The sequence below is a fragment of the Streptomyces apricus genome, assembly GCF_008369065.1.
Taxonomy (GTDB): domain Bacteria; phylum Actinomycetota; class Actinomycetes; order Streptomycetales; family Streptomycetaceae; genus Streptomyces; species Streptomyces apricus.
On the sequence record NZ_VDFC01000020.1, the window covers coordinates 1 to 20333 of the forward strand.

At 72.0% G+C, this 20333-nt stretch carries 18 protein-coding genes; 7 read left to right on the top strand and 11 right to left on the bottom strand.

Annotated elements, in window-relative coordinates:
* Positions 1-134: 134 nt before the first annotated feature.
* The 4 genes from FGF04_RS07015 to FGF04_RS07030 form a co-directional block, all read right to left on the bottom strand.
* Complete coding sequence (locus FGF04_RS07015; RefSeq protein ID WP_328596277.1) at positions 135-1208, bottom strand: cytochrome P450; 1074 nt, start codon at positions 1206-1208, stop codon at positions 135-137.
* Positions 1209-1992: 784 nt separating this feature from the next.
* Positions 1993-2367, bottom strand: a complete 375-nt coding sequence (locus FGF04_RS07020; RefSeq protein ID WP_149510406.1) for a hypothetical protein — start codon at positions 2365-2367, stop codon at positions 1993-1995.
* A gap of 169 nt (positions 2368-2536) precedes the next feature.
* The gene (locus FGF04_RS07025; RefSeq protein WP_149510380.1) at positions 2537-5314 is read right to left on the bottom strand and encodes a glycosyl hydrolase; all 2778 of its coding nucleotides are present in this window, start codon (positions 5312-5314) and stop codon (positions 2537-2539) included.
* 269 nt (positions 5315-5583) lie between these two features.
* Positions 5584-7275: an anti-sigma factor antagonist gene (locus tag FGF04_RS07030; protein ID WP_149510381.1), complete on the bottom strand. Its 1692-nt coding sequence runs from the start codon at positions 7273-7275 to the stop codon at positions 5584-5586.
* Positions 7276-7677: 402 nt separating this feature from the next.
* Here FGF04_RS07030 and FGF04_RS07035 point away from each other — a divergent pair, with 402 nt between their 5' ends.
* Together FGF04_RS07035 and FGF04_RS07040 are read left to right on the top strand one after the other, a co-directional pair.
* The gene (locus tag FGF04_RS07035; RefSeq protein WP_235882225.1) at positions 7678-11643 is read left to right on the top strand and encodes a SpoIIE family protein phosphatase; all 3966 of its coding nucleotides are present in this window, start codon (positions 7678-7680) and stop codon (positions 11641-11643) included.
* Positions 11643-11942 carry an STAS domain-containing protein gene (locus FGF04_RS07040; RefSeq protein ID WP_149510382.1) on the top strand — a complete coding sequence of 100 codons (300 nt, stop codon included), beginning with the start codon at positions 11643-11645 and terminating at the stop codon, positions 11940-11942. The genes FGF04_RS07035 and FGF04_RS07040 overlap by 1 nt, the downstream gene beginning before the upstream one ends.
* A gap of 27 nt (positions 11943-11969) precedes the next feature.
* Here the strand turns inward: FGF04_RS07040 and FGF04_RS07045 are convergent, their stop codons facing one another.
* The 3 genes from FGF04_RS07045 to FGF04_RS07055 form a co-directional block, all read right to left on the bottom strand.
* Entirely contained in the window at positions 11970-12992 is a 1023-nt protein-coding gene (locus tag FGF04_RS07045; RefSeq protein ID WP_149510383.1) for a sensor histidine kinase, read from the bottom strand.
* Positions 12989-13882 (bottom strand): MEDS domain-containing protein, encoded by an 894-nt coding sequence (locus tag FGF04_RS07050; RefSeq protein WP_149510384.1) that lies wholly within the window; start codon positions 13880-13882, stop codon positions 12989-12991. Before FGF04_RS07050 ends, FGF04_RS07045 begins: the two co-directional genes overlap by 4 nt.
* Positions 13883-13979: 97 nt before the next feature.
* Positions 13980-14822, bottom strand: a complete 843-nt coding sequence (locus tag FGF04_RS07055) for an endonuclease/exonuclease/phosphatase family protein (protein WP_149510385.1) — start codon at positions 14820-14822, stop codon at positions 13980-13982.
* 267 nt (positions 14823-15089) lie between these two features.
* Between FGF04_RS07055 and FGF04_RS07060 the strand changes: the two genes are divergently transcribed.
* From FGF04_RS07060 to FGF04_RS07070, 3 genes are read left to right on the top strand one after another with little or no spacing between them, the layout of a single operon-like run.
* Positions 15090-15368 (top strand): polyprenyl synthetase, encoded by a 279-nt coding sequence (locus FGF04_RS07060; RefSeq protein WP_149510386.1) that lies wholly within the window; start codon positions 15090-15092, stop codon positions 15366-15368.
* Positions 15358-16500 (top strand): polyprenyl synthetase family protein, encoded by a 1143-nt coding sequence (locus FGF04_RS07065; RefSeq protein ID WP_149510387.1) that lies wholly within the window; start codon positions 15358-15360, stop codon positions 16498-16500. The genes FGF04_RS07060 and FGF04_RS07065 overlap by 11 nt, the downstream gene beginning before the upstream one ends.
* Positions 16386-17546 carry an oxygenase MpaB family protein gene (locus tag FGF04_RS07070; RefSeq protein ID WP_149510388.1) on the top strand — a complete coding sequence of 387 codons (1161 nt, stop codon included), beginning with the start codon at positions 16386-16388 and terminating at the stop codon, positions 17544-17546. The genes FGF04_RS07065 and FGF04_RS07070 overlap by 115 nt, the downstream gene beginning before the upstream one ends.
* Before the next feature lie 62 nt (positions 17547-17608).
* On the opposite strand, the gene FGF04_RS07075 is transcribed toward FGF04_RS07070, so the two are convergent.
* From FGF04_RS07075 to FGF04_RS07085, 3 genes are all read right to left on the bottom strand, one after another.
* Positions 17609-17986 (bottom strand): fic family toxin-antitoxin system, toxin component, encoded by a 378-nt coding sequence (locus FGF04_RS07075; protein WP_149510389.1) that lies wholly within the window; start codon positions 17984-17986, stop codon positions 17609-17611.
* A complete protein-coding gene (locus FGF04_RS07080; RefSeq protein ID WP_149510390.1) occupies positions 17986-18240 on the bottom strand; it encodes a hypothetical protein in 255 nt (84 codons plus the stop codon). The genes FGF04_RS07075 and FGF04_RS07080 overlap by 1 nt, the downstream gene beginning before the upstream one ends.
* Before the next feature lie 306 nt (positions 18241-18546).
* The gene (locus FGF04_RS07085; RefSeq protein WP_149510391.1) at positions 18547-18741 is read right to left on the bottom strand and encodes an antitoxin; all 195 of its coding nucleotides are present in this window, start codon (positions 18739-18741) and stop codon (positions 18547-18549) included.
* Positions 18742-18909: 168 nt separating this feature from the next.
* On the opposite strand from FGF04_RS07085, the gene FGF04_RS07090 reads away from it, so the two are divergent.
* Positions 18910-19089 carry a DUF6480 family protein gene (locus FGF04_RS07090; protein WP_149510392.1) on the top strand — a complete coding sequence of 60 codons (180 nt, stop codon included), beginning with the start codon at positions 18910-18912 and terminating at the stop codon, positions 19087-19089.
* 18 nt (positions 19090-19107) lie between these two features.
* On the opposite strand, the gene FGF04_RS07095 is transcribed toward FGF04_RS07090, so the two are convergent.
* Positions 19108-19647 (bottom strand): 2'-5' RNA ligase family protein, encoded by a 540-nt coding sequence (locus FGF04_RS07095; protein WP_149510393.1) that lies wholly within the window; start codon positions 19645-19647, stop codon positions 19108-19110.
* A 100-nt stretch (positions 19648-19747) separates the two neighbouring features.
* Between FGF04_RS07095 and FGF04_RS07100 the strand changes: the two genes are divergently transcribed.
* On the top strand, positions 19748-20245 hold the full coding sequence (locus tag FGF04_RS07100; RefSeq protein WP_149510394.1) for a peptidylprolyl isomerase: 498 nt from the start codon (positions 19748-19750) through the stop codon (positions 20243-20245).
* The last annotated feature ends 88 nt before the right edge of the window (positions 20246-20333 follow it).

Here is a 20333-nt window from a genome sequence, read left to right on the forward strand (position 1 = left end):
GATACGGCATGCGGGTGGGGTACGGCATGTGAAGGGGACTCCTGGTGACTGCGGTCCATGAACGTGACACGAGGGGCCGGTGGGGATGAGCGGAACGGCCCGACGCATCGGTGCGGGTGGTGCGTTCGTGCTCGCTAGCGCCTGGTGACGTCGACCGGTAGGTGCCGTACGCCGACGATGACGGCCGGGTTCTGGAACGTGACGTCGGCGTAGGCGGGGACACCCAGACCGGAGAAACGTTCAAGCAGCATCCGCAGCGCGATGCGCGCCTCCAGGCGGGCCAGGGGCGCGCCGAAGCAGAAGTGGATGCCGTGGCCGAAGGTCAGATGGGGGTTGGGCCGGCGCGCCGGGTCGAAGACGTCCGGCGCCCCGAAGCGTTCCGGGTCGCGGTTGGCGGCGCCCAGGTGGGCCACCACCATCGAGCCCGCGGGGATCTCCTGCTCGCCGATCACCACGTCGCGCGTGGTGCGCCGGCCGAGTTCCGCGAAGGGGGGAAGCCAGCGCAGAACCTCCTCGACGGCGTCGGGGAGCAGGTCCGGGTCGGCGCGCAGGGCGGACAGCGTGCCGGGGTGCCGGTCGAAGGTGACGACGGCGTTGCCGAGCAGCGCCGTGGTGGTGATGTGCCCGGCGACGAGCAGCAGGGCGACGAAGCCGACGATCTCCTGGTCCTCCAGCCTGACCCCGTCCACCTCGGCGGCCAGCAGCTTGCTGGTGAGGTCGTCGCCGGGGCGCTCCCGGCACCGGCGGATATGGTCCAGGACGTAGCCGTTCATCTCCCGTACGGTCGGGGCGATGGCATTCAGTGCGCGTTCCAGGTCGTCCATGCCGGGCGCTTCGCCGAGTTCGTCGCCGCCGAAGAGGGTCGCCGCCCACTCCTGGAACAGGGTGTGGTCGGACGCCGGGATGCCGAGCAGTTCCGCGATGACGATGATCGGCAGCGGGTAGGCGAGGGAGTCGACCAGATCGAATCGGTCGCGGTCCGCCACGTCGTCCAGCAGCCGGCCGCACACCGTTTCGATGCGCGGTCCCAATCCGTTCACCACGCGGGGGGTGAATGCCTGGCTCACCAGGGTGCGGAGTTCACGGTGCTCCGGCGGGTCCATACCGACGAAATTTCCCTTGCGGAAGACCTCGAAGTCTTCCTGTGTGGGGCCGACGGAGGAAAAGTCGGATGAATACGTGGCCGGGTCCGCCAATATCGCGGACACCGACCGGTAATCCACCGCCTGCCACGCGCCCTGGCGTTCGTCGTAATGGATCGGTCTCCTTGCGCGTAAGGACTTCCATCGATCGCTGAGCGCGTCGAAGGGTAAGTGCGCCTCTTTCGATGCGTTGCCGGTCACCTGGTCTCCTCCGTGCGGAACGCGCGTACCGCGTAGGCTCGACGTCCTTTTCCGGACATGCGAAGTAATCGTCCTCCGGACGACCGGAGTACTCGTCTCGTGCACTCGACAGACATCACAGATCTCCGGTGGACGTGCCGCGCATTCGTGGTGCGGCAGCTTTCCTCGCGTCTGTGCGTATGCGACTTCGACCGGCCGGACCGGGCGACAGTCTTCATCGTGCGCCGTGCGGGGGCAACCCCCTGAAGTCGAAAGCAGGGTATATCGGCAAGCCGCTGCGCATTGTCTGGGTGCAGCTTGAAACAAGCCTGTCGGGGATGCCCGCGCTTGCTTCACCGCCACCACGCGTGCCCCGGCAGCAGATGCCTAAACAGGCGCATGCGCCGAAGGCGCGCCTCCTGTTGGGCGTACGCGGGCGACAACTCCTTTGACCTGCGGGGGGATTGCCCGCGGCGCTCCTTGAAATAGGAGTCAAGAAAAGTGGAATATGGCGTTCAAATAGCGTCCGGACGCGTGGGACCGATCATCGTGCGGCCCTGCGGCCGGTCCCCGGCATGCTCGGGAACCGGCCCGCCGCGGCGCGACTTCGGCCGGATCGCATCGGGCGCATTCCTTGAGGATGTGCGCGGGACCACATGGCCGTCCTCGTTCAGCGGAACTCGTGGACCACCTGGATCACGCCCACGATGTGGGCGTTGAAGTCGTCCAGTTCCTCAGCCGGAACCCAGAGTTCCAGAATGGTCCGGCCACCCGCCTGCCGGACGGGATACCGGCTCACGAAGGCCGTTTCGATCTCGAAACGGGTGACGAAACCGGCCCCGTCGTGCTTCACGTTCCAGTCCCGTGCGATTTTGATCGCGTAGTCCTCGTCGAGGACCAGGTAGAAGATCGGCTGCTCGGGCAGCCGGGGCGGCCACGCACGCCAGTCCAGCTCCCGGACCAGGTCCAGTTCCACGGGTCCGGTGGGGCGCCACAGGGTCGTCGTCGCTCGGACCCGGACCCGCCGACCGGCAACACCTTCCAGCTGCGCACCGGCGGCACGCTGACCACGGCGACCGGCGGCACGGCGGGCAGCGACACCATCGCCTCCGGCGGGGGCGCGGGGCCCCTGCCCGCCGCAGGCTCTCGCCGGTCCGGTCGGACCGGCTCCGGCCGGAGCCGGTCCGACCAGCGCCGGTTCAGCCAGCGCCGGTTCAGCTGTAGGGAATCACCAGCACCGACTTGTCCGTGCCCGTCTGCAGTCGCGACGTGCCGTTGCCGATGGCGCTCCACACCTCCAGCCGCACGGTGCCGCCGACCAGGTCGGCCGGTGTTCCCGTGGACGATTTGAGGCCGCGCGCCTGCGAGTACTCCTCCCACCCGGCGACCGGGTCGGTCGCGAAGTAGTTGTACGTCTCGGTGCGGTCGAAGCTGCCGTTGCCGGTGAAGTCGTAGCTGATCCGGGCCTGCTGGCCGAGGCCGACCGAGGTGCCCGCGTCCACCTGGAGCCGGAAGGCGCTCTGGCCGCCCGAGGTGAACGTGCCGTTGACGCCGCGGACCTCGTAGACCAGGGGCTGGTACGGGGTGCCGTCGTGGTTGGCGCCCCCGCCGGAGGCGATGGTGTCGCTGCCCGCCGTGCCGCCGGTCGCCGTGGTCAGCGTGCCGCCGGTGCGCAGCTGGAAGGTGTTGCCGGTCGGCGGGTCCGGGTCGGGGTCGGGCTCCCCCGAACCGGTCCCGGTGCCGGTCGCGGTGGACCGGGCGGGCACGGCGAGGGTCTTGCCGTCGGAGAAGGTGACGGTGCGGGCGGTCGACCCGAAGTTGTGGGCCGCGTACGTCCGGGCGGTCCCCTTGGTGAAGACGGCGGAGGTGGGGATGTCACCGGTGACGGTGGCGTCCGGGGCGCCGAGGGCGTCGAGGGTGCCGATCCAGTGGTAGGTGTGCGCCTTCGACTCGCCCTGCTCCGGGGTGTAGCCGGCGTTGCCCGCGTCCCACTTGGACTTCGCCGTGCCCGGGTCGGCGAGGGACTGGAACTCCCAGAGGATGTCCCGCCATTCGACGGCCGGGCCGCCGTTCTCCCGTTCCATCTCGGCCAGGTTGCGCCGGATGGCGGCCTTCTCGCCGCCGAGGTGCAGCGACCCGCCGGTCACGGGAAGGACGTTGATGCCGTGGATCTCCTCGGGGTTGGCGGTCCACCAGGTGGAGTACGCGGCGCCGCTGCCCCACACCATGCCGGCCGTGTCCTTGGTGAACGAGGAGGGGAAGACCTGCTCGTCGGCGTCGAACCAGTACTGGGCGATCGCCTCCGACTCGGTGGTCAGCAGGAAGGTGCCGAGGTCGCGCAGCGAGGTGTCGCCGGTCGCGGAGCCCCACAGGACGAGCGCCGCGCTGAGGTTGGTGGACTCCGAGGACGACTCCTGGTTGTTGCCCGCGGCGAAGCCCTGGTGTCCGGAGGCCCAGCTGTGGCCCGCGTAGACGTCGAAGCCGCGCAGGAACGGGAAGGCGGTGTCGGTGCGGCTGGGGTTGGCGGTGTCCCGTACGAGGGTCTTGACCATGCCGCCCCAGGCGGAGTCGGCGGCCCACGCCTGGTCGTACTGGGCGACGATCGCCGCAGCGTACACGTAGTAGCTGTAGTGGAAGTGGTGGTCGTTCAGCTCGGTGTCGCTGCCGTAGGACGCGGGGTAGCCGGTGAGCGTCTTCCAGTCCTTGTCGTAGCTGAACTCGTTCGCGCCGCCCGCCGTGAACCACTCCTGGAGCTTGCCCTTGAGCAGGCCGAGGAGCTTGTCGCGGGTGCCGGTCTCGCCGATCTGGTCGGCGACGGGCACGAGCTGGGCGAGCCGGCCGAGGGCCTTGCCGGTCCAGTAGGTGTCGGTGGCGCCGGAGAACGGGTCGGAGGCGTTCACGACCTCGTTCAGGTAGCCGCGCAGCCGGGCCGTGTCCACGCCGCTGGACTTCGGCAGCCCGGGCAGCACCGCGGACGCCTTCTGGCTCGTGGTGAAGGAGGCCGACTCGCGGACCTTCATGGTGCCGCGCGGCGAGACGTAGGTGTACGGGGTGAGCGCGTCCGTGGTGTTCAGCCACTGGTGGCGGTAGAGGGCCTGGAGCGTGCCGCGCTCGGTGCCCTCCTTCGCCTCGGTGGTCAGGGTGTAGGTCGCCTTGACGGTGCCCCCGGTGTAGCTCCAGGTCGCCTTGGAGTCGGTGACGAAGCTGTAGGCGTACTTCTTGAACGTCGCGAGCGCGTCGGTGGACGGCAGCACGGCGACGGAGAAGTAGTCCTTGGAGCCGAGCCCCGCGGTGACGGTGGAACCGGAGACGTTCCAGTCGCTGCCGGTCGGCGCGAAGAGGGCGTAGTGGTGCCCGGCGACGGTGATGCCGAGGACGTTGCCCTGGTCGGCGAAGACGGCGGGCGCGGCGGCGGTGGTGATCCGGGCGTCGCCGCCCGAGCCCTTGGCGTATACGAACGGGGAGCCGTGGCCGATGGTGGTGCGCAGGGTGCGGGTGCCGTCGGACCACAGGGGGGTGACCGTCCAGTCGGACCAGCTGTCGGCCTTCGTGTCGGGCGAGTTGAGGCCGGTCAGCCCGATGGTGAGGTCGCGCTTGTGGGCGTACTCGTACTGGCGGCCGTCGCCGACGATCGCGGCGCTCGTCGGGTAGCCGACGTCGAGCCCGCCGGCCGCGGCCTGGTAGGTGAGGGGGTGCCCGTACATGGGCGTCGAGTACGGGTTGTCGCCGTAGCGCTGGAAGGCGAGGGAGGACCACCAGTCGTTGGTGGGGACGGGCCGGTCCTTGGCGGCGGCGGTCACCTTCGGCGTGACCGGCGCCCCGGTGTTGGTGGTGGGGCCCGACGTACCGGCGGGCCGGGTGTCCGAGTAGCTGCCGGAGCCTACGGGGACGGTGGCGGCGGCCGCCGGCAGGGCGGCCGGGCCGAGACCGACGGCGACGAGGGCCGAGGTCAGCAGCAGTACTGCTGCGGGTCTGGTGCGGGGGGATGCCATGCGACACCTCAAGTCTCACGTGGGGTGTCTGAGAGCGCTCTCAGATGGCCGAAACGTAAAGCTTCTGTAATGCACGTGTCAATAGATTGAACACGGGAGGCCGGTGACGGCGGAACGGGCCCGCCGCGCCTTCGTGTCTTGCACGTCCCGACGGCGCCGGCGGGGCTCGCCCGGGACCGGCGGGGACCTCGCGCCCGCGGGTGCGACCGGGCCGGACGGGGCGCCGGCCCGTGGTCACCACCGTCACGGCCGCTGTCGCGGGGAAGCGGTCACGCTCTCCGCTGCAGGGCGGAGACCGCCTCCTCCGAGCTGGCGTAGAAGACGAAGACCTGGTCGAGGCCGATCAGCTCGAAGATGCGCATCTGCTCCGGGCTGACACCGGTCAGGGTGAGCTGCGAACCGACGGCGAGGGACCGGTTGTACGCGGTGATGAGCACCGAGATCCCGGTGGAGTCGCAGTAGGTCATCCCCGACAGGTCGATGATGACGTTCTCGTCGTCGAACGGCGCCTCGTTGACGGCCTCCGTCAGGACGCCGGAGGTGTGGTGGTCCAGTTCGCCCGCCACTTCCAGGAGGAAGGCTCCTGAGGCCACGTGGCGCGGGATGACGGTCAGCAGGCGTTCGGGCTCGGTCACCTGTTCTCCTCGGGGGGGTGCGGGGGGTGCGGGTACGGAAAGGGCCATGAGGGCGGTGTCGTCGCTGACGCCTTCACCCAGATCGTCCAGTAATGCCTGGACGCAGCCCAGCAGGGCGCGCTCCGGCTCGGTCGTGGCGCGGGCCGCGGCGCCGGCGGTGAGGTGGCGGGCCAGGCCGTCCTCGCCCAGCAGGGAGCCGTCGGGCAGCCGGGCCTCGGTGAGACCGTCCGTGTAGAGCAGGAGGCTCTCACCCGGGGACAGGGTGGTGGTGGCCCGGACGAACCTGGGGGCGGGCAGCATGCCGATGAGCTGTCCGCCCATGGTGGAGATCGGCCGGACGGTGCCGTCCGCGCGCAGGGCGAGCGCCGGGGGGTGGCCGCCGCCGGCCAGGGTGACGGTGAAGGAGCCGTCGGCCACCGGCTGGAGCACGCCGAAGACCGCCGTGCAGTACCGGGGGTCGCTGCCCTGGTACTCGCCCTTGAGCACCAGGTCGAGGTTGGCCAGCGCGGCACACGGATCGGGGTCGTAGATGGCGGCGGCGCGCAGGGTGTACCGGGTCAGGGAGGTCAGCGCGGCGGCGTCCGCGCCCTTGCCGCAGACGTCGCCCATGAAGAAGGCCCACCGGCCGTCGTCGAGGGGGAACAGGTCGTAGAAGTCGCCGCCCACCTCGTACGGCGAGGCCGTGTGGTAGGCGGCCGCCGCCCGCAGGCCCGGCACCTGCGGCAGGGTCGGCGGCAGCAGGGTGCGCTGCAGGGCGCGGGCCAGGCGTTCGGCCTCGGTGCGCCGTTCGCGTTCGGCGGCGATGGTGCGGACGGCCGACAGCCGCAGTCCGAGTTCGTCCATGACGAGGGCGGCCAGGTCCCGCAGGGAGTCCAGCTGGGCGCCGGTCGGCCGGCGCGGCACGGTGTCGAGGACGTCGACCGTGCCCAGGCGCAGGCCGTCGGGGGTGACGAGGGGGGCGGCCGCGTAGAAGCGGACGCCGGGCTCCCCCTCGACGAGCGGGTGGCCCTGCGTGCGGGGATCGGACCGCGCGTCGGTGACCACGTAGGGCTCGTCCTGCAGGACGGCGGACGCGCACAGGCCCGGGACCGGGGCGGTCGGCGCGGTGCCGAGCGGTCCGTGGACGGCCTCGGACCAGACGCGGTCGGAGCCGACGAAGGTCACCGTGGCCATGGGCGCGTCGAGGACGCGGGCGGCCAGGGAGGCGATCCGGTCGAACGTGCCGTCCCGCGGGGCGGCGAGGGCGCGGTACCGGTGGACCGCGGCGAGCCGCGCCTCCTCGTCGACCCGCCGCGTCGGAGAGACCTCCGACGGAGTCGTCGTCATCTGCGTTCCGCTCCCCCTGCTGTCCGGTACGGTGCTCCGCCCGAATGATGGAGTCCCGGCCGACTGGCTTATCCTACGAAGTCGTTCGGGTCGACTACCCTGCCCCGTGTGATCAACGCGCGTCGGCCGTGTCGCGCATTCTCCGCCCCGGTACGGCTGACGTGCCGCCCGGCGGGTACGTGCGAAGGGACGCGACGGAAGAAAGGGAGTCCGGTGGTGCCTTCGCACGACACCGACGACGAGCGCGCCGTGGGCGCCGGGTCCGGTGTGTTCGCCGCCGACGCGGAGGTCGGACCCGACCTCGCGCGGGTGGACTGGTCACGGACTCCGCTCGGTCCCCCGGACCGGTGGCCGCAGAGCCTCCAGACGGCGGTGAGCATCCTGCTGTCGTCCCGGTTCTCCATGTGGATGGCGTGGGGCGAGGAACTGACCTTCTTCTGCAACGCCGCCTACCGGCGCGACACGCTCGGCCAGAAGTACCCGTGGGCGCTGGGGCGGCCCGCGAGCGAGGTCTGGGCGGAGATCTGGGACGACATCGGCCCCCGTATCAGCACCGTGATGACCACGGGCGAGGCCACCTGGGACGAGGCCCTGCTGCTGTTCCTGGAACGGTCCGGGTACTCCGAGGAGAGCTACCACACCTTCTCCTACAGCCCGCTGCGCGACGACGACGGCGCGGTGGTCGGCATGCTGTGCGTGGTGAGCGAGGAGACCGAGCGGGTCATCGGCGAACGCCGTATGACCACCCTGCGCGACCTCGGCTCCGACCCCAGCGTGGTCCGCACCGAGCAGGAGATCCTGGCCTTCGCCGACCAGCAGCTGAGCCGCAACCCGCAGGACCTGCCCTTCACCCTGACCTACCTCTTCCAGCCGGACGGTTCCGCGCGGCTGCGGGGCAGCAACGGCATGTCCGCCGACCACCCCGCCGCCCCGGCCGTCCTGCCGCCCGGGGGCGGCGTCTGGCCCGTGACCGCGGCGTCCGACGGCGAATCCCTGCTGGTACCGCTGGAGGGGGCCCCGTTCACCGGTCTGCCGGTCGGCGGCTGGGTGCGGCCGCCCGAGCAGGCCCTGGTGATGCCGCTGCTGCAGCAGGGCGACACGCCGTACGGGTTCCTCGTGGCCGGACTCAACCCCTTCCGCGTCCTGGACGACGGCTACCGCGGCTTCCTGGAGCTGCTCGCCGGGCACATCTCGGCGGGCATCGCGAGCGCCCGCAGCTACGAGGCACAGCAGCGCAGGGCGGAGGAGCTGGCGGAGCTCGACCGCGCCAAGACGACCTTCTTCTCCAACATCAGCCACGAGTTCCGCACCCCCCTGACGCTGATCATGGGACCGCTGGACGAGCTGCGCACCGAGTTCGCGGACGGCGACCCGCGGGTGCGGGAGGAGCTGGAGGTCGCCCACCGCAACGGCCTGCGGCTGGGCAAGCTGGTCAACACCCTGCTGGACTTCTCCCGCATCGAGGCGGGCCGGATGCAGGCCACCTACGAGCCGGTCGACCTGTCCCTCCTCACCGCCGAGCTGGCCAGCGTCTTCCGCTCGGCCGTGGAGAAGGCCGGCCTCGCCTACGACGTCGACTGCCCGCCGCTGGCCGAGCCGGTCTTCCTGGACCGCGGCATGTGGGAGAAGGTGGTCCTCAACCTGCTGAGCAACGCGCTGAAGTTCACCTTCGAGGGCAGCGTCCGCGTCACCGTGGGCGCCGAGGCCGGCCACGCGGTGGTGACGATCGCCGACACCGGCATCGGTGTGGCGGCCGACGAGGTGCCCCGCCTCTTCGAGCGCTTCCACCGCATCGAGAACGCCCGCTCCCGCTCCAACGAGGGCAGCGGCATCGGCCTCGCCCTGGTCAAGGAGCTCATCGGCCTGCACGGCGGCACCATCACCGCCGACAGCGTCGAGGGCGAGGGCACCCGCTTCACCATCCGGCTGCCCTTCGGCACGGACCACCTGCCCCCGGAGTCGGTGGCGCCGCTCCGGGACACCCGTGCGCCCTCCTCGGCCAACACCTATCTGCAGGAAGCACTGCGCTGGCTGCCCGACGACGAGGGGCGGCCCCCGGTGCCGCACCTCGGCACGGACCCGTCCGCGGACCTCTCCGTCCTGCCGGACGTGGCGGCGCGGGTGCTGGTGGCCGACGACAACGCCGACATGCGGGACTACCTCACGCGCATCCTGACCGGGGCCGGGTACCGGGTCGACACCGTCGAGGACGGCGCGCAGGCCCTGGAGGCCGTCCGCGCCCAGGCACCCGACCTCGTGGTCAGCGACGTCATGATGCCGGAGCTGGACGGCCTGTCCCTGGTGGGCAGACTGCGCGAGGACACGCGCACCGCCTCCGTGCCCGTGCTGCTCCTGTCGGCCCGGGCCGGGCAGGAGGCCTCCATCGAGGGGCTCCACGCGGGCGCGGACGACTACCTGGTGAAGCCCTTCGCCGCGGCGGAACTGCTGGCCAGGGTGCGGGCCAACATGGAGCTGGCGCGGCTGCGCAACCATCAGGCACGCTGGCGGGCCGCCCTGGTGGACTCCCTGCAGGAGGCGTTCTTCGTCTGCGACGAGAACGGCGCCGTCATCGAGATCAACGCCGCCTTCACCGACATCCTCGGCTACGGGCCGGAGGAGCTGCCCTACCAGCCGATCCACCCCTGGTGGCCGGACGCCGACGACGACGCCGTCGCCCACGACCAGGTCGCCGCGGCCTTCTCCCTGCTCACCGGGCACGCCAGGGGCTCGTACACCATCCCGGTCAGCCACCGGGACGGGCACCGGCTGTGGGTGACCGCGATGTTCAGCGAGGCCCGGGACCCGGACACCGGCAGTCAGGTCATCGTCGGCACCTTCCGCGACGTCACCGCCGAGCACTACGCCATCCAGCGCGAGAGCGCCCAGGCCGCGCTCGGCATGCGGCTCAACCGGGCGACCAGCCTGCCCGAGGCTCTCATGGGCGCCCTCACCGAGCTGCGGGACGTGTGGAACGCCGAGCGCGTGCTGGCCGTGGTGCGCCGTGAGGGGCGGGAGCCCGAGGTGACGTCCACCGACCCCGACCTGACCTGGCAGGACCTGCCCGCCGACCGGCGCGAGGAGTTCACCGCCTGGCTGGGGCGGCCCCCGCTCACCGCCGTCTCGGACGCCACCGGGACCGGGATCACCGTGAACCACCCCGAGGGCCCGATGGTGCTGCACATCCGGCTCGGGGAGAACCGCCCGTTCACCGACGAGGACCAGCTCCTGCTGTCCCTGATGGCCGGGCAGCTCGCCCAGGCCCTGGTGCGGGCGCACCAGATCGACCAGCAGCGCGAGACCGCCATCGCGCTGCAGCGGGCCATCCTCGGCCCCTCCCACCTGCCGGAGGGGTTCGCCGTCCGCTACGAGCCCGCGACCCGTCCGCTGGAGGTCGGCGGCGACTGGTACGACACCGTCACCCTGACCGACGGGCGCATCGGCATCGTCGTCGGCGACTGCGTCGGGCACGGCCTCCAGGCGGCCACCGTGATGGGGCAGCTGCGCAGCGCCTGCCGCGCCCTGCTGCTGCAGGACGCCGGTCCGGCCAAGACGCTCATGGCGCTGGACCAGTTCGCGGCCGGCATCCCGGGCGCCCTGTGCACCACCGTCTTCTGCGGCGTCCTGAACCCCGAGACCGGCGAGCTGACGTACTCCAGCGCCGGGCATCCGCCGGGCATCCTCGCCCGTCCGGACGGCACCACCACCCTCCTGGAACAGGGGCGCTCCATCCCGCTGGCCGTCCGCCCCGGCCGGCACCGTCCCGAAGCCAGTTGCGTCGTCCCGGCCCGCGCCACCCTCCTGCTGTACACCGACGGGCTCGTCGAGCGCCGGCGCCGGCCCCTGACCGTCGGCATCGACCAGGCCGGCGAGGTCGTCCGGAACGGCCGCGACGCCTCCGTGGACGACCTCGCCACCCAGGTCATGGCACGGCTGGCCCCGCTGAACGGCTACGACGACGACGTGGCGCTGCTGCTGTACCGGCACCCGGCGCCGCTGGAGATGACCTTCCCCGCCGAGTCCTCGCAGCTGGCGCCGGTCCGCAAGGCCCTGCGCAGCTGGCTGGCCCAGTGCAACCTGTCGCCGCAGACGGTGCAGAGCGTGCTGGTCGCCGCGGGCGAGGCGTGTGCCAACGCCGTGGAACACGGACACCGCGACGCCCCGGGCGAGAGCGTGCGGCTGCGCGCCGAGGCCCTCGTCGACGCCCTGCACCTGACCGTCGCCGACAGCGGCCGGTGGAAGAAGCCCCAGCCCCACCTCAACACCCACCGGGGGCGCGGGATCGGCCTGATGCACGCGCTGATGCAGCAGGTCACCATCACCGCAGACACCACCGGGACCACCGTCGCCATGCACACTAGGATCGCCTGATGACCACCCCGCTCACTCTCATTCCCGGCCAACAGCCGGACGGCAGCGCGCTGTTGACGGTCGTCGGTGAGATCGACACGACCAACACCGCCGCTCTGGGCGAGGCCCTCGACGGGATCGAGGGGCCGCTCGTCGTCGACCTGACCGGCGTGGAGTACCTCGACAGCGCCGGGCTGAGCACGCTGTTCGCGCACAGCGACCGCATCCAGCTCATCGCGACGCCCCTGCTGGAGCCGGTCCTGGCCGTGTCCGGCATCACCGAGCTGGTCACCGTGCACGGCCTGACCGGCGGCGGCTGACCGTCCGTCCCGCGCCGCGGGCGGCGGCTACCGCCCGGGCGCGGACGACGGTGGCAGGTCCAGGTGCAGGCGCACGGTGGTCCGGCCCGGGACGGCGTCGACCTCCACGAGGTCGCACAGCTGGCGCACCGCCCACAGACCGTGCCCGTCGCGCTGCCCGGCGTCGGGCGGCAGATAGCCCAGGTACCAGTCCGGGCCCGGGAGGTCGCCGGGGTCGGTGACGTCGCACACCACGCGGTGCCCGGACCGCCGCAGCGTGACCTGCCCGCGGCCGCCGCCGTGCCGGAGGGCGTTGGTGGCGACCTCGTTGACGGCGAACACCAGGCGCCGCGCCTGCTCGCCGTGGACGCCCAGGGTGCCGGCCGCCCGGGTGACGAAGGCCCGCAGCGCGGACAGGTCGGTGCCGAAGTCCGTCACAGTCGGCTCGCCGTCGGCGGGCACCGGTTCGAGCGGGCGCCGCCAGGAGTCGTGGCGGTCGGCCGGTGCGGCGTAGTGCTCACTGGTCCGGGCGGGCTCGCCCTCCACCAGCTCGGGGTGGGTGCGCCGGGCGCCGGCCACCACGTCCTCGGGCAGCGTACGGGTGTCGTAGGGGCACACGACCCACGCCGGGCAGCCGGCGAAGGCGAGGTTGACCGCCGACTCGTAGCGGGTCCACTCGAACATCTCCAGCGCGTCGCGCCCGTGCCACACCGGCTCGCCGATCACCCGCACCCGCCGGTGCCGGCCGTGGGCGGTGTGCCGGTCCACGTAGCGGTGGTACTCCCCCAGCGTGTGCCCGGGCGTGCGGTACCAGTCCTTAGCGTCGACGAACTCGACCTCCCGGGCCGCGTCGTCCAGCGCCTGGCGCAGCAGGGCGATGTTGGCCTCGGTGGTCACGGCGAGGACGGCGTCGTCCGCGTCCAGGCCGTCGAGGCAGAACGGCACCGTCGAGGACAGGAACGCCTCGTCGCCGTCGTAGAGCAGCGCCTGGTGCGTCAGAAGCGGTGCGGGTCCGGTGTGCGGGCGCGGGGCCGCCGGGTCCACCGGGTCCGTCGTCGTCCGCGCCGTCATGCCGGGACCTCCCGCACGGTGACGGTCAGGGTGGGGACCTGGTCCCAGCCGACCACGTGCAGGACGTGGCCGAGCATCGGCTCCAGGTCCACGACGTGCAGGTGCCGTCCGGCGGGCAGCCGCTCCGCGGTCCGCACCAGGGCCCGCACACCGGCCAGGTCGATGAACTGCAGGCCGCTCATGTCGACGACGATGTCGCCCGGCCGGTCCAGGGCGCCCTCCAGGGCGCCGGCCAGCGCCGGGGCGCAGTGGTGGTCCACCTCGCCGATCACGCGCAGGGACGGTTGCCCGTCGCGGAACGACGGCACCAGCCGGAGCGTGGAACTGCTGTACAGGGGTTCCTGTTCCACCGATCCGGAGTGGCGCCGGTCGAAGTCGTGCAGGGCGGCGGGGTCGAAGTGACGGGCGTCGTACTGGCAGATCGCCGAGGCGGGGCGCCCGGCGAACACCTCGTTCACCTTCGTCTCGTACTCGCCCAGCCGCTCGGCGCCCGGCGTGTCCCGCAGGGCCCAGCCCATCTCGCCGCTGACCCTGAAGCCGGTGTGGCCGGCCCGGAGCGAGTCGGCGACCTCCTGGTGGAGGGCGGCGACCATGGCGTCGGGGTCGAAGGGGCCCTCGGCGAGGTAGCTGTCGTCGGCCGTGGTCACGGTGAGCCGGCCGTCCGCCAGCGCGGGTGCCGGGTCCGTTCCGGCCCGGCGCAGCCAGTCCAGCACCTGCTCGGGCTCGTTCCGGTCGGCGAAGTACATGACCCGCTCACCGCGTCGCAGACCGCCCAGGAGGTAGGCGGTGACCACCCGCCGCTGCTCGGCGTCGTCGGTGAACGTCAGACACAGGTGGTCGCCGTGACCGGCCTCGTGGACCGCACGCTCCCCGGTGTCGTACGCGATCATGCTGCCCCCACCGGCTTCACCCTTCCCACGGTTCACGGTCCCGCCGGCGCACGCCCCCGTCGGCCGACAGGGGCGGCGCCATCGTAGCGCCCGTCCGTCACCCGAGGTCCAGGTCTGCGCGCAGCGGATGGTGGTCCGAGTACGGGGTCGGGTGCACCCGGTGCCCGAGCGCGGCGACGTCCCGCAGGAAGATGTAGTCGAACTTGCTCTGCCAGTCGGTGGTGACCTCGCAGTCACCGGTCGGCGAGGGACGGCAATCGGGGTCCGCGTCCGCGGCCAGGGTCCACATCCGGGCGAGTTCGGGGGTGTCGGGCACGGCGTTGAAGTCGCCCAGGACGATCGCGCGCTCGTGCCGTTCCACCTCGGCGGCGAGCACGCCGGCCTGCTCCGCCCGGACCTCTTCCTGGCGCCGTTCGGCGAGGTGGGTGTTGAAGACCCGCACGGACCGGCCGCCCACCGTGGTGGTGACGGCCATGTACCCGCGGTCCTCGGACCCGCCGTCGGGATACTCGACGTCGACGGCGTCCGTCATCGGGGCCGCCGACAGGACGGCCTGGCCGTAGGCGCCCGGGCTCCACGGCAGTCCCCCGCAGCGGCCCCAGTTGCGCAGGACCGTGCCGTACTCCACCCGGTAGTCGAGACCGTAGCGGTGGCGCAGGTGGTCCCGGATCCGCTCGACGTCCCGTACGCACGCCTCCTGCAGGCCGACGACCTGGGGGGCGGCCGCGGCTATCTCCGCGGCCCGGTTGGCGTTGCTCTCCTCGCAGGGGTTGCAGATGTTCCACGTCATGACGCGGTTCGGTACGACGTCCACCGGCTTCTCGACGGACAGCGACCCGCCGCCGAAGAGGGAACCGCTCGGCACGCTGGGACCGAGGAGCACCAGGCAGGCCACGCCCAGGGCGCCGATGAGCACACGTGTACGCCTCGTGAACACCATCGCCTCCTCACAGCGGATGCCAGGGCATCCGACGTCCTCCATCGGTGAGGTTATGTGATGAGTCGTCGGCCCGTGCGAGCGGGTGTTCGACGCCCCGCACCACCGCCTCGCCGCGGGGGACGGGGGGCCTCGTCCATGATCCGTACGGTCGAGCGATGTGATCACCCGATCGTGAGTTCCTCCCGTTCCGCGTCCCGCGCGACGTGATGCTCAGGGGGACGGCGGGGACCCGACCCCGCCCCGGTGCGCAGGGCATGGGGAGACGAGATGACGCAGGAAGCGGGACGGCGGGAGGGTACGGACCGTCAGGCGGTGCTGCTGGTCGCCGGGCTGGCCGATCTGACGCTCACCACGGTGGGTTCGGCCCTGGGGGCGGTGCGCGGACTGTTACGCCGCTCCGACACCGCGGAGCTGGCCGCGGAGGCCGAGCGGGACCTCGCGGCCCGCGGGCGGCTGGCACTGGACCGGTACGCGGGGTCTCCCCCGGCCCATCTGGAGGTCCTCGCCCGGCACGTCATGGCGCGGAAGGCCGTCGATGACGTCTGAGCAGTGGGAACCGGCGGCGTTCAAGACCCGCGTGGACGCCGTGCTGCACCGGGTCGTCGCCGAGGAGGCCGACCGGTTCGCGGCGATCGATCCGCTCCTGGGCCCGGTGGCCGAGCAGGTGGAGGCGGCGGTCGCGGACGGCAAACGGCTGCGGGCGGCGTTCTGCTACTGGGGCTGGCGCGCGACGGGACAGCCGGACAGCGACGCCCTGGTCCGCGCGGCGGCGTCGATGGAACTGGTGCACGCCGCCGCGGTCGTGCACGACGACCTCATCGACGACAGCCCCCTGCGCCACGGCCGGCCCACCGCGCACCTGGCCCTGCGCGGTGCCGTCCGCCGCCGGCCGCGCACCCGCGCCGCGGCACGGTCGCTGGCGATGCTGGTCGGGGACCTGCTGATGGCGCTGGCCGGGGAGCTGTTCACCACGAGCGGGCTGCCCGCCGCCTACCTGTCCCGGGCCCGCCCGCTGTGGCTGGTGATGGCGCGCGAGCTGATCGCGGGCGAGTGCCTGGAGATCTTGCGCACCGGAGCCGGGTTCGACACCTCGGCGTCGCTGAAGGTGATCCGCTACAAGACGGCCAAGTACACGGTCGAGCAGCCGTTGCTGATCGGTGGCGCGCTGGCCGGGGCCGACGCCGGGCAGCGGGCGGGCTGCTCCGCCTACGGGCTGCCGCTCGGGGAGGCGTTCCAGCTGCGGGACGACCTGCTCGGCCTGTTCGGGGACCCGCGGCGGACGGGCAAGGCCAACGCCGACGACCTGCGCGGCCACCGGCCCACGGCCCTGCTCGCGGAGACCTGGCGCCTGGCCGGCGACGACGACCGGGCCCTGCTGCGCACGTTCCTGGGCCGGCGCGACGCGGACGCGGAGGCGCTGGACGCGGTCCGCGCGACGATGCTCCGCCTCAACTCCCCCGCCCGCATCGAGGACATGATCAGCGCGCGGGTCGAGGAGGCGCTGGCGGCCCTCCAGGACCAACAGGCCCCCACCAGCGGCCCCGCAACGACCAGGAGACTTCCATGTCCTACACCGCACGATCCCTGGACGCCCTGCGCCAGGAAGGCGACGAACTCGCCGACGCCACGGTCGCCACCCTCTTCGAACGCGGGGAGGTCGGCACGTTCAACACCCTGATGCGGTACGTGTCCACCGCCGGCTCCCCGCTGCCCGACGGGCTGCCCGCCGTCGCCCGGGAGTACCTCCGGGCCACGAGCGCGCCACCGGCCTGGGTGGACTGGTCGGAGATGGAGCGGGCCCGGCTGTTCTTCATCGACAACAACGTGCACATCTCCACCGCGCTGTCCTTCGCCTCCATGCCCGCCTGCTACCTCGTCCCGCACGTGGCGAAGCTGCTGTCCACCACCCACGGGCTGGACTACCCCTCCAAACGGATGGCGGAGACGGGGCAGTTCACCGTCCACCTGATGCAGCCCGACGCCTTCGAGGCCGGCAGCCGCTTCATTCCCGCAGCGCAGAAGGTGCGCCTCCTGCACGCCTCGATCCGCCACCACCTGAGGCGCGAGGACCGGTGGGACACCGCCGCGCTGGGCACGCCGATCTGCCAGGAGGACATGATCGGCGGGCAGATGTTCTTCTCCCTGCTGGTGCTGGACAGCCTGCACCGCCTGGGCATCCACATGTCGACGGAGGGGGCGGAGGCCTACTACTACGCCTGGCGCGTGGTCGGCGCCATGCTCGGCGTCGACCAGGACGCCGTCCCCGAAACCCTCGACGAGGCACGCGCCTTCCTCGACCTGTACATGATCCGGCACATGGGCCCCTCGGCGGAGGGCGCGCACCTGACCCGGCAGCTCGTCGACCTGTACGAGGAGGTCGTGCCGGGGACCTTCTTCGACCCGATCGTCTCCGCGCTGATCCGTCACCTCGTCGGCGACACCTGCGCCGACTGGCTCGACGTACGGCGCACCCCGTGGGACACGGTGGTCAAGGCGGTGCCGCACCTGCTCGGTGTCCTGGAGACCGTCGAGGACCGCTCACCGCTCGGCGCCTGGGCGCTGGACCGGCTCGGGCACCTCACCACCGTGCTCGAACTGTCCTCCCTCACCCGGGGGCGCGTCATGCACTACGCCATCCCCGAGCAGCTCAAGAAGGAGTACGGCGTCGCGGGCACGGTCCCCCGTACCCACCGCTGGACCCCGCCCGCACCCTCGGTCCCCTGACGGCCGGTGTACGCGGACCAGGACGGCCGGCGTACGCGGATCGGACGGCAGGTGTACGCGGATCAGGTCGCGGTGGGCCAGGTCCGCAGCAGCTCCGCGATCCCCCCGGCCGTGCAGGCGGGGTCGAGCAGCAGGTCCTTGAGGGCGACGGCGTCCGCGCGCGCGGGCTTCACGGAGATCCCGGCGGCTTCGAGGTACATCACCCCGGTCGCGGCGGCCACGGCCAGGTTGGAGCGCTCCAGCCAGCGGCACCGGCCCAGCGTGTGCACCAGCGCGGCGGCCTTGGCGTACGGGCCGCCGTAGACGGCCTGTTCGAACAGTTCGGCCCGGTGGCGGGCGACCGCAGCGACCGGTACGCCGTAGTCGTCGGGCGCGGGATCGTCCGCTCCGGCCGCTTCGGCGACCTGCAGGATCCAGGGAACGTCGATGTGCAGTTCCATCAGGCGGCGCGCACTTCCCCGGACTTCTGGGCTTCGCCGGACCGCTGGGCGTCCTCCGCCTCGTCGAAGACGGCCTGGTGGTCGGCGAGGAAGCGGGCGGCCGCCTCCACGCCCCGGGCGCGCAGTCCGCTCGCGTCGTCCTGGACGAGCCGGGCGAGGTAGTCCCCGACGCTCATCCCCAGGTCGGCGGCGCGCTTGCGCGCGAGTTCCGCCACGTCCTCGTCCACCCGTGCACCCAGCTGTGTCTTCGCCATACGGGCACGGTAACAGCTGTTACCAATCCCCGTCCAGGCTGAACGGCCACGACGGGGGCACACGGATGGGTGCGGCACCGGTGGGGTGCCGCCGTTCCGGAAGGAAGTGGAACCCATGTACATCAGCCTGGGCACCATCGTCGTGATCCTCATCATCGTGCTCGTCGTCATGATGCTGCGCCGCCGCTGACCGCTCCCCCACTGCCTCTCTCGCTGCGGTCCGGCCCCGCCCCGTGTCCGCACGCCGACGCCCGGTCACCCCGTACGGGACGGGGTGACCGGGCGTCGGCCCAGGAGCGGGCGGAGCTACCGCTGCGTCGGCTCGCCGCGGCCGTAGGAGCGGCGTGCCGCGTCGGCGGCCTTGTCGGTCTGGGCGTCGTACTTGTTACCGGTGCGCTCGTCGACCAGGCGCTCGGCGCCCTCGACGCCCTTGTCGGCCTGGTCCGGGTGGCCCTTCGCCATCTCCTTGGCCTTGTTCGCCATGTCGCCCAGCTTGCCCATGGGGTACCTCCCGAGATGTTGCGTGCGTCGTACGGATCGCGAGTACCCACCCCTTCGCCCGCCTCACCTCCCGGATTCCGTGACGGAACACAAGCATCCGCGGTCACGGCTGCGCCGGCCGCCGGGTCTGCGGATGCGCGGACGGGGGAACTGCACCAGCCTGGAGGCATGACAGATCCGCTCGTGCCCCCAGAGGAGACGCCCCCGGTCGAGGGCTCCACCGCCGAGCCGCACGAGGAGCGCGCGGACGGAGGGATCTGGGAGCACCCCCGCTTCTGGCTCTATCTGATCGTCCTCGGCGCCGTGATCGTGGCGGCCTTCTTCATCGCCCGTATCTTCTCGCTCTGAGGCTGCGGCCCGGCCGGATCACGGCCCCAGGGGGCCGGTGGAGCGGACCACCGAGTCGTACGTACGTGCCCCCACCCAGCAGCCCGCCAGGACGCCCGCCGGACCGTCCGACACGCCGGAGAACAGCTCGGCGTCCGGTTCCGGCCACACCGCGTCGCGGGCACGGGCGAGGGKGATGTGCGGCCGCCAGCGCCCGGGGGCGTGGATCGGGTTCAGCGCCCCGCAGGCCGGGGCGTCGTGCAGCGTCCGCCACACCGTCTCGTGCAGCTCCAGCAGGGCTTCGTCGGGCCGGACGGCCCAGGCCAGCACGTGCTTGCGGCCGGTGAACCGCACCGTCCCGTCCAGCCGCAGCGGAACCGGCAGGGCGGCGAGGGCCCGGTTCAGCCGGACGCGTACCTCCGGCCCCAGACCGTCGGCCGTGACGAGGGTGAGGTGGGGGCGGTTCGTCGGATGCCGGTGGGTGGCCTGGCTGGGCAGACCGGCGTCCAGCAGGTGGCGCCACACGTCGCGGACGGCCCGCTCGGTCTTTTCGTCGGGCAGCAGTTCCACGGTGTGCACCAGGTCAGCGTACGGACGCCGGGCCGACGGCGCCGGGAGACACCGGGAGACACCAGGGTGGTTGCAGAACCTGACGCGGTGACGTGACAGGATTCCCCTCATGTCTACCAACGTTTTCTTCGACATCACCATCGACGGCGAGGCCGCGGGCCGGATCGTCTTCAAGCTGTACGACGACGTCGTCCCCAAGACGGCGCAGAACTTCCGCGAGCTGGCGACCGGTCAGCACGGCTTCGGGTACGAGGGCTCCGGCTTCCACCGCGTCATCCCGGACTTCATGCTCCAGGGCGGTGACTTCACCCGCGGCGACGGCACCGGCGGCAAGAGCATCTACGGCGAGAAGTTCGCGGACGAGAACTTCAAGCTCAAGCACGACAAGCCGTTCCTGCTGTCCATGGCGAACGCCGGCCGCAACACCAACGGCTCGCAGTTCTTCATCACCACGGTGGTCACGTCGTGGCTGGACGGCAAGCACGTCGTCTTCGGCGAGGTCGTCGAGGGCGAGGACCTGGTGAAGAAGATCGAGTCCCTGGGCTCGTCGTCGGGCACCACCCGCGCGAAGATCGTGATCGCTTCCTCGGGCGTCGTGGAGAAGTAGCGCTCACGCCCCGGGCGGCGGGTCCGGCTCGACGCAGGCCCTTCCGGCCGCGCGGCCGCCCCCGCCCTGCCCGGGGCGTGAGCGCTAC

Bases quoted from the DNA above. Each gene is read 5' to 3' on its own strand.
- FGF04_RS07025 (WP_149510380.1), bottom strand. From the start codon at position 5,314: ATGGCATCCCCCCGCACCAGACCCGCAGCAGTACTGCTGCTGACCTCG.
- FGF04_RS07030 (WP_149510381.1), bottom strand. From the start codon at position 7,275: ATGACGACGACTCCGTCGGAGGTCTCTCCGACGCGGCGGGTCGACGAG.
- FGF04_RS07035 (WP_235882225.1), top strand. From the start codon at position 7,678: ATGTGGATGGCGTGGGGCGAGGAACTGACCTTCTTCTGCAACGCCGCC.
- FGF04_RS07040 (WP_149510382.1), top strand. From the start codon at position 11,643: ATGACCACCCCGCTCACTCTCATTCCCGGCCAACAGCCGGACGGCAGC.
- FGF04_RS07045 (WP_149510383.1), bottom strand. From the start codon at position 12,992: ATGACGGCGCGGACGACGACGGACCCGGTGGACCCGGCGGCCCCGCGC.
- FGF04_RS07050 (WP_149510384.1), bottom strand. From the start codon at position 13,882: ATGATCGCGTACGACACCGGGGAGCGTGCGGTCCACGAGGCCGGTCAC.
- FGF04_RS07055 (WP_149510385.1), bottom strand. From the start codon at position 14,822: ATGGTGTTCACGAGGCGTACACGTGTGCTCATCGGCGCCCTGGGCGTG.
- FGF04_RS07060 (WP_149510386.1), top strand. From the start codon at position 15,090: ATGACGCAGGAAGCGGGACGGCGGGAGGGTACGGACCGTCAGGCGGTG.
- FGF04_RS07065 (WP_149510387.1), top strand. From the start codon at position 15,358: ATGACGTCTGAGCAGTGGGAACCGGCGGCGTTCAAGACCCGCGTGGAC.
- FGF04_RS07070 (WP_149510388.1), top strand. From the start codon at position 16,386: ATGTCCTACACCGCACGATCCCTGGACGCCCTGCGCCAGGAAGGCGAC.
- FGF04_RS07075 (WP_149510389.1), bottom strand. From the start codon at position 17,986: ATGGAACTGCACATCGACGTTCCCTGGATCCTGCAGGTCGCCGAAGCG.
- FGF04_RS07080 (WP_149510390.1), bottom strand. From the start codon at position 18,240: ATGGCGAAGACACAGCTGGGTGCACGGGTGGACGAGGACGTGGCGGAA.
- FGF04_RS07085 (WP_149510391.1), bottom strand. From the start codon at position 18,741: ATGGGCAAGCTGGGCGACATGGCGAACAAGGCCAAGGAGATGGCGAAG.
- FGF04_RS07090 (WP_149510392.1), top strand. From the start codon at position 18,910: ATGACAGATCCGCTCGTGCCCCCAGAGGAGACGCCCCCGGTCGAGGGC.
- FGF04_RS07100 (WP_149510394.1), top strand. From the start codon at position 19,748: ATGTCTACCAACGTTTTCTTCGACATCACCATCGACGGCGAGGCCGCG.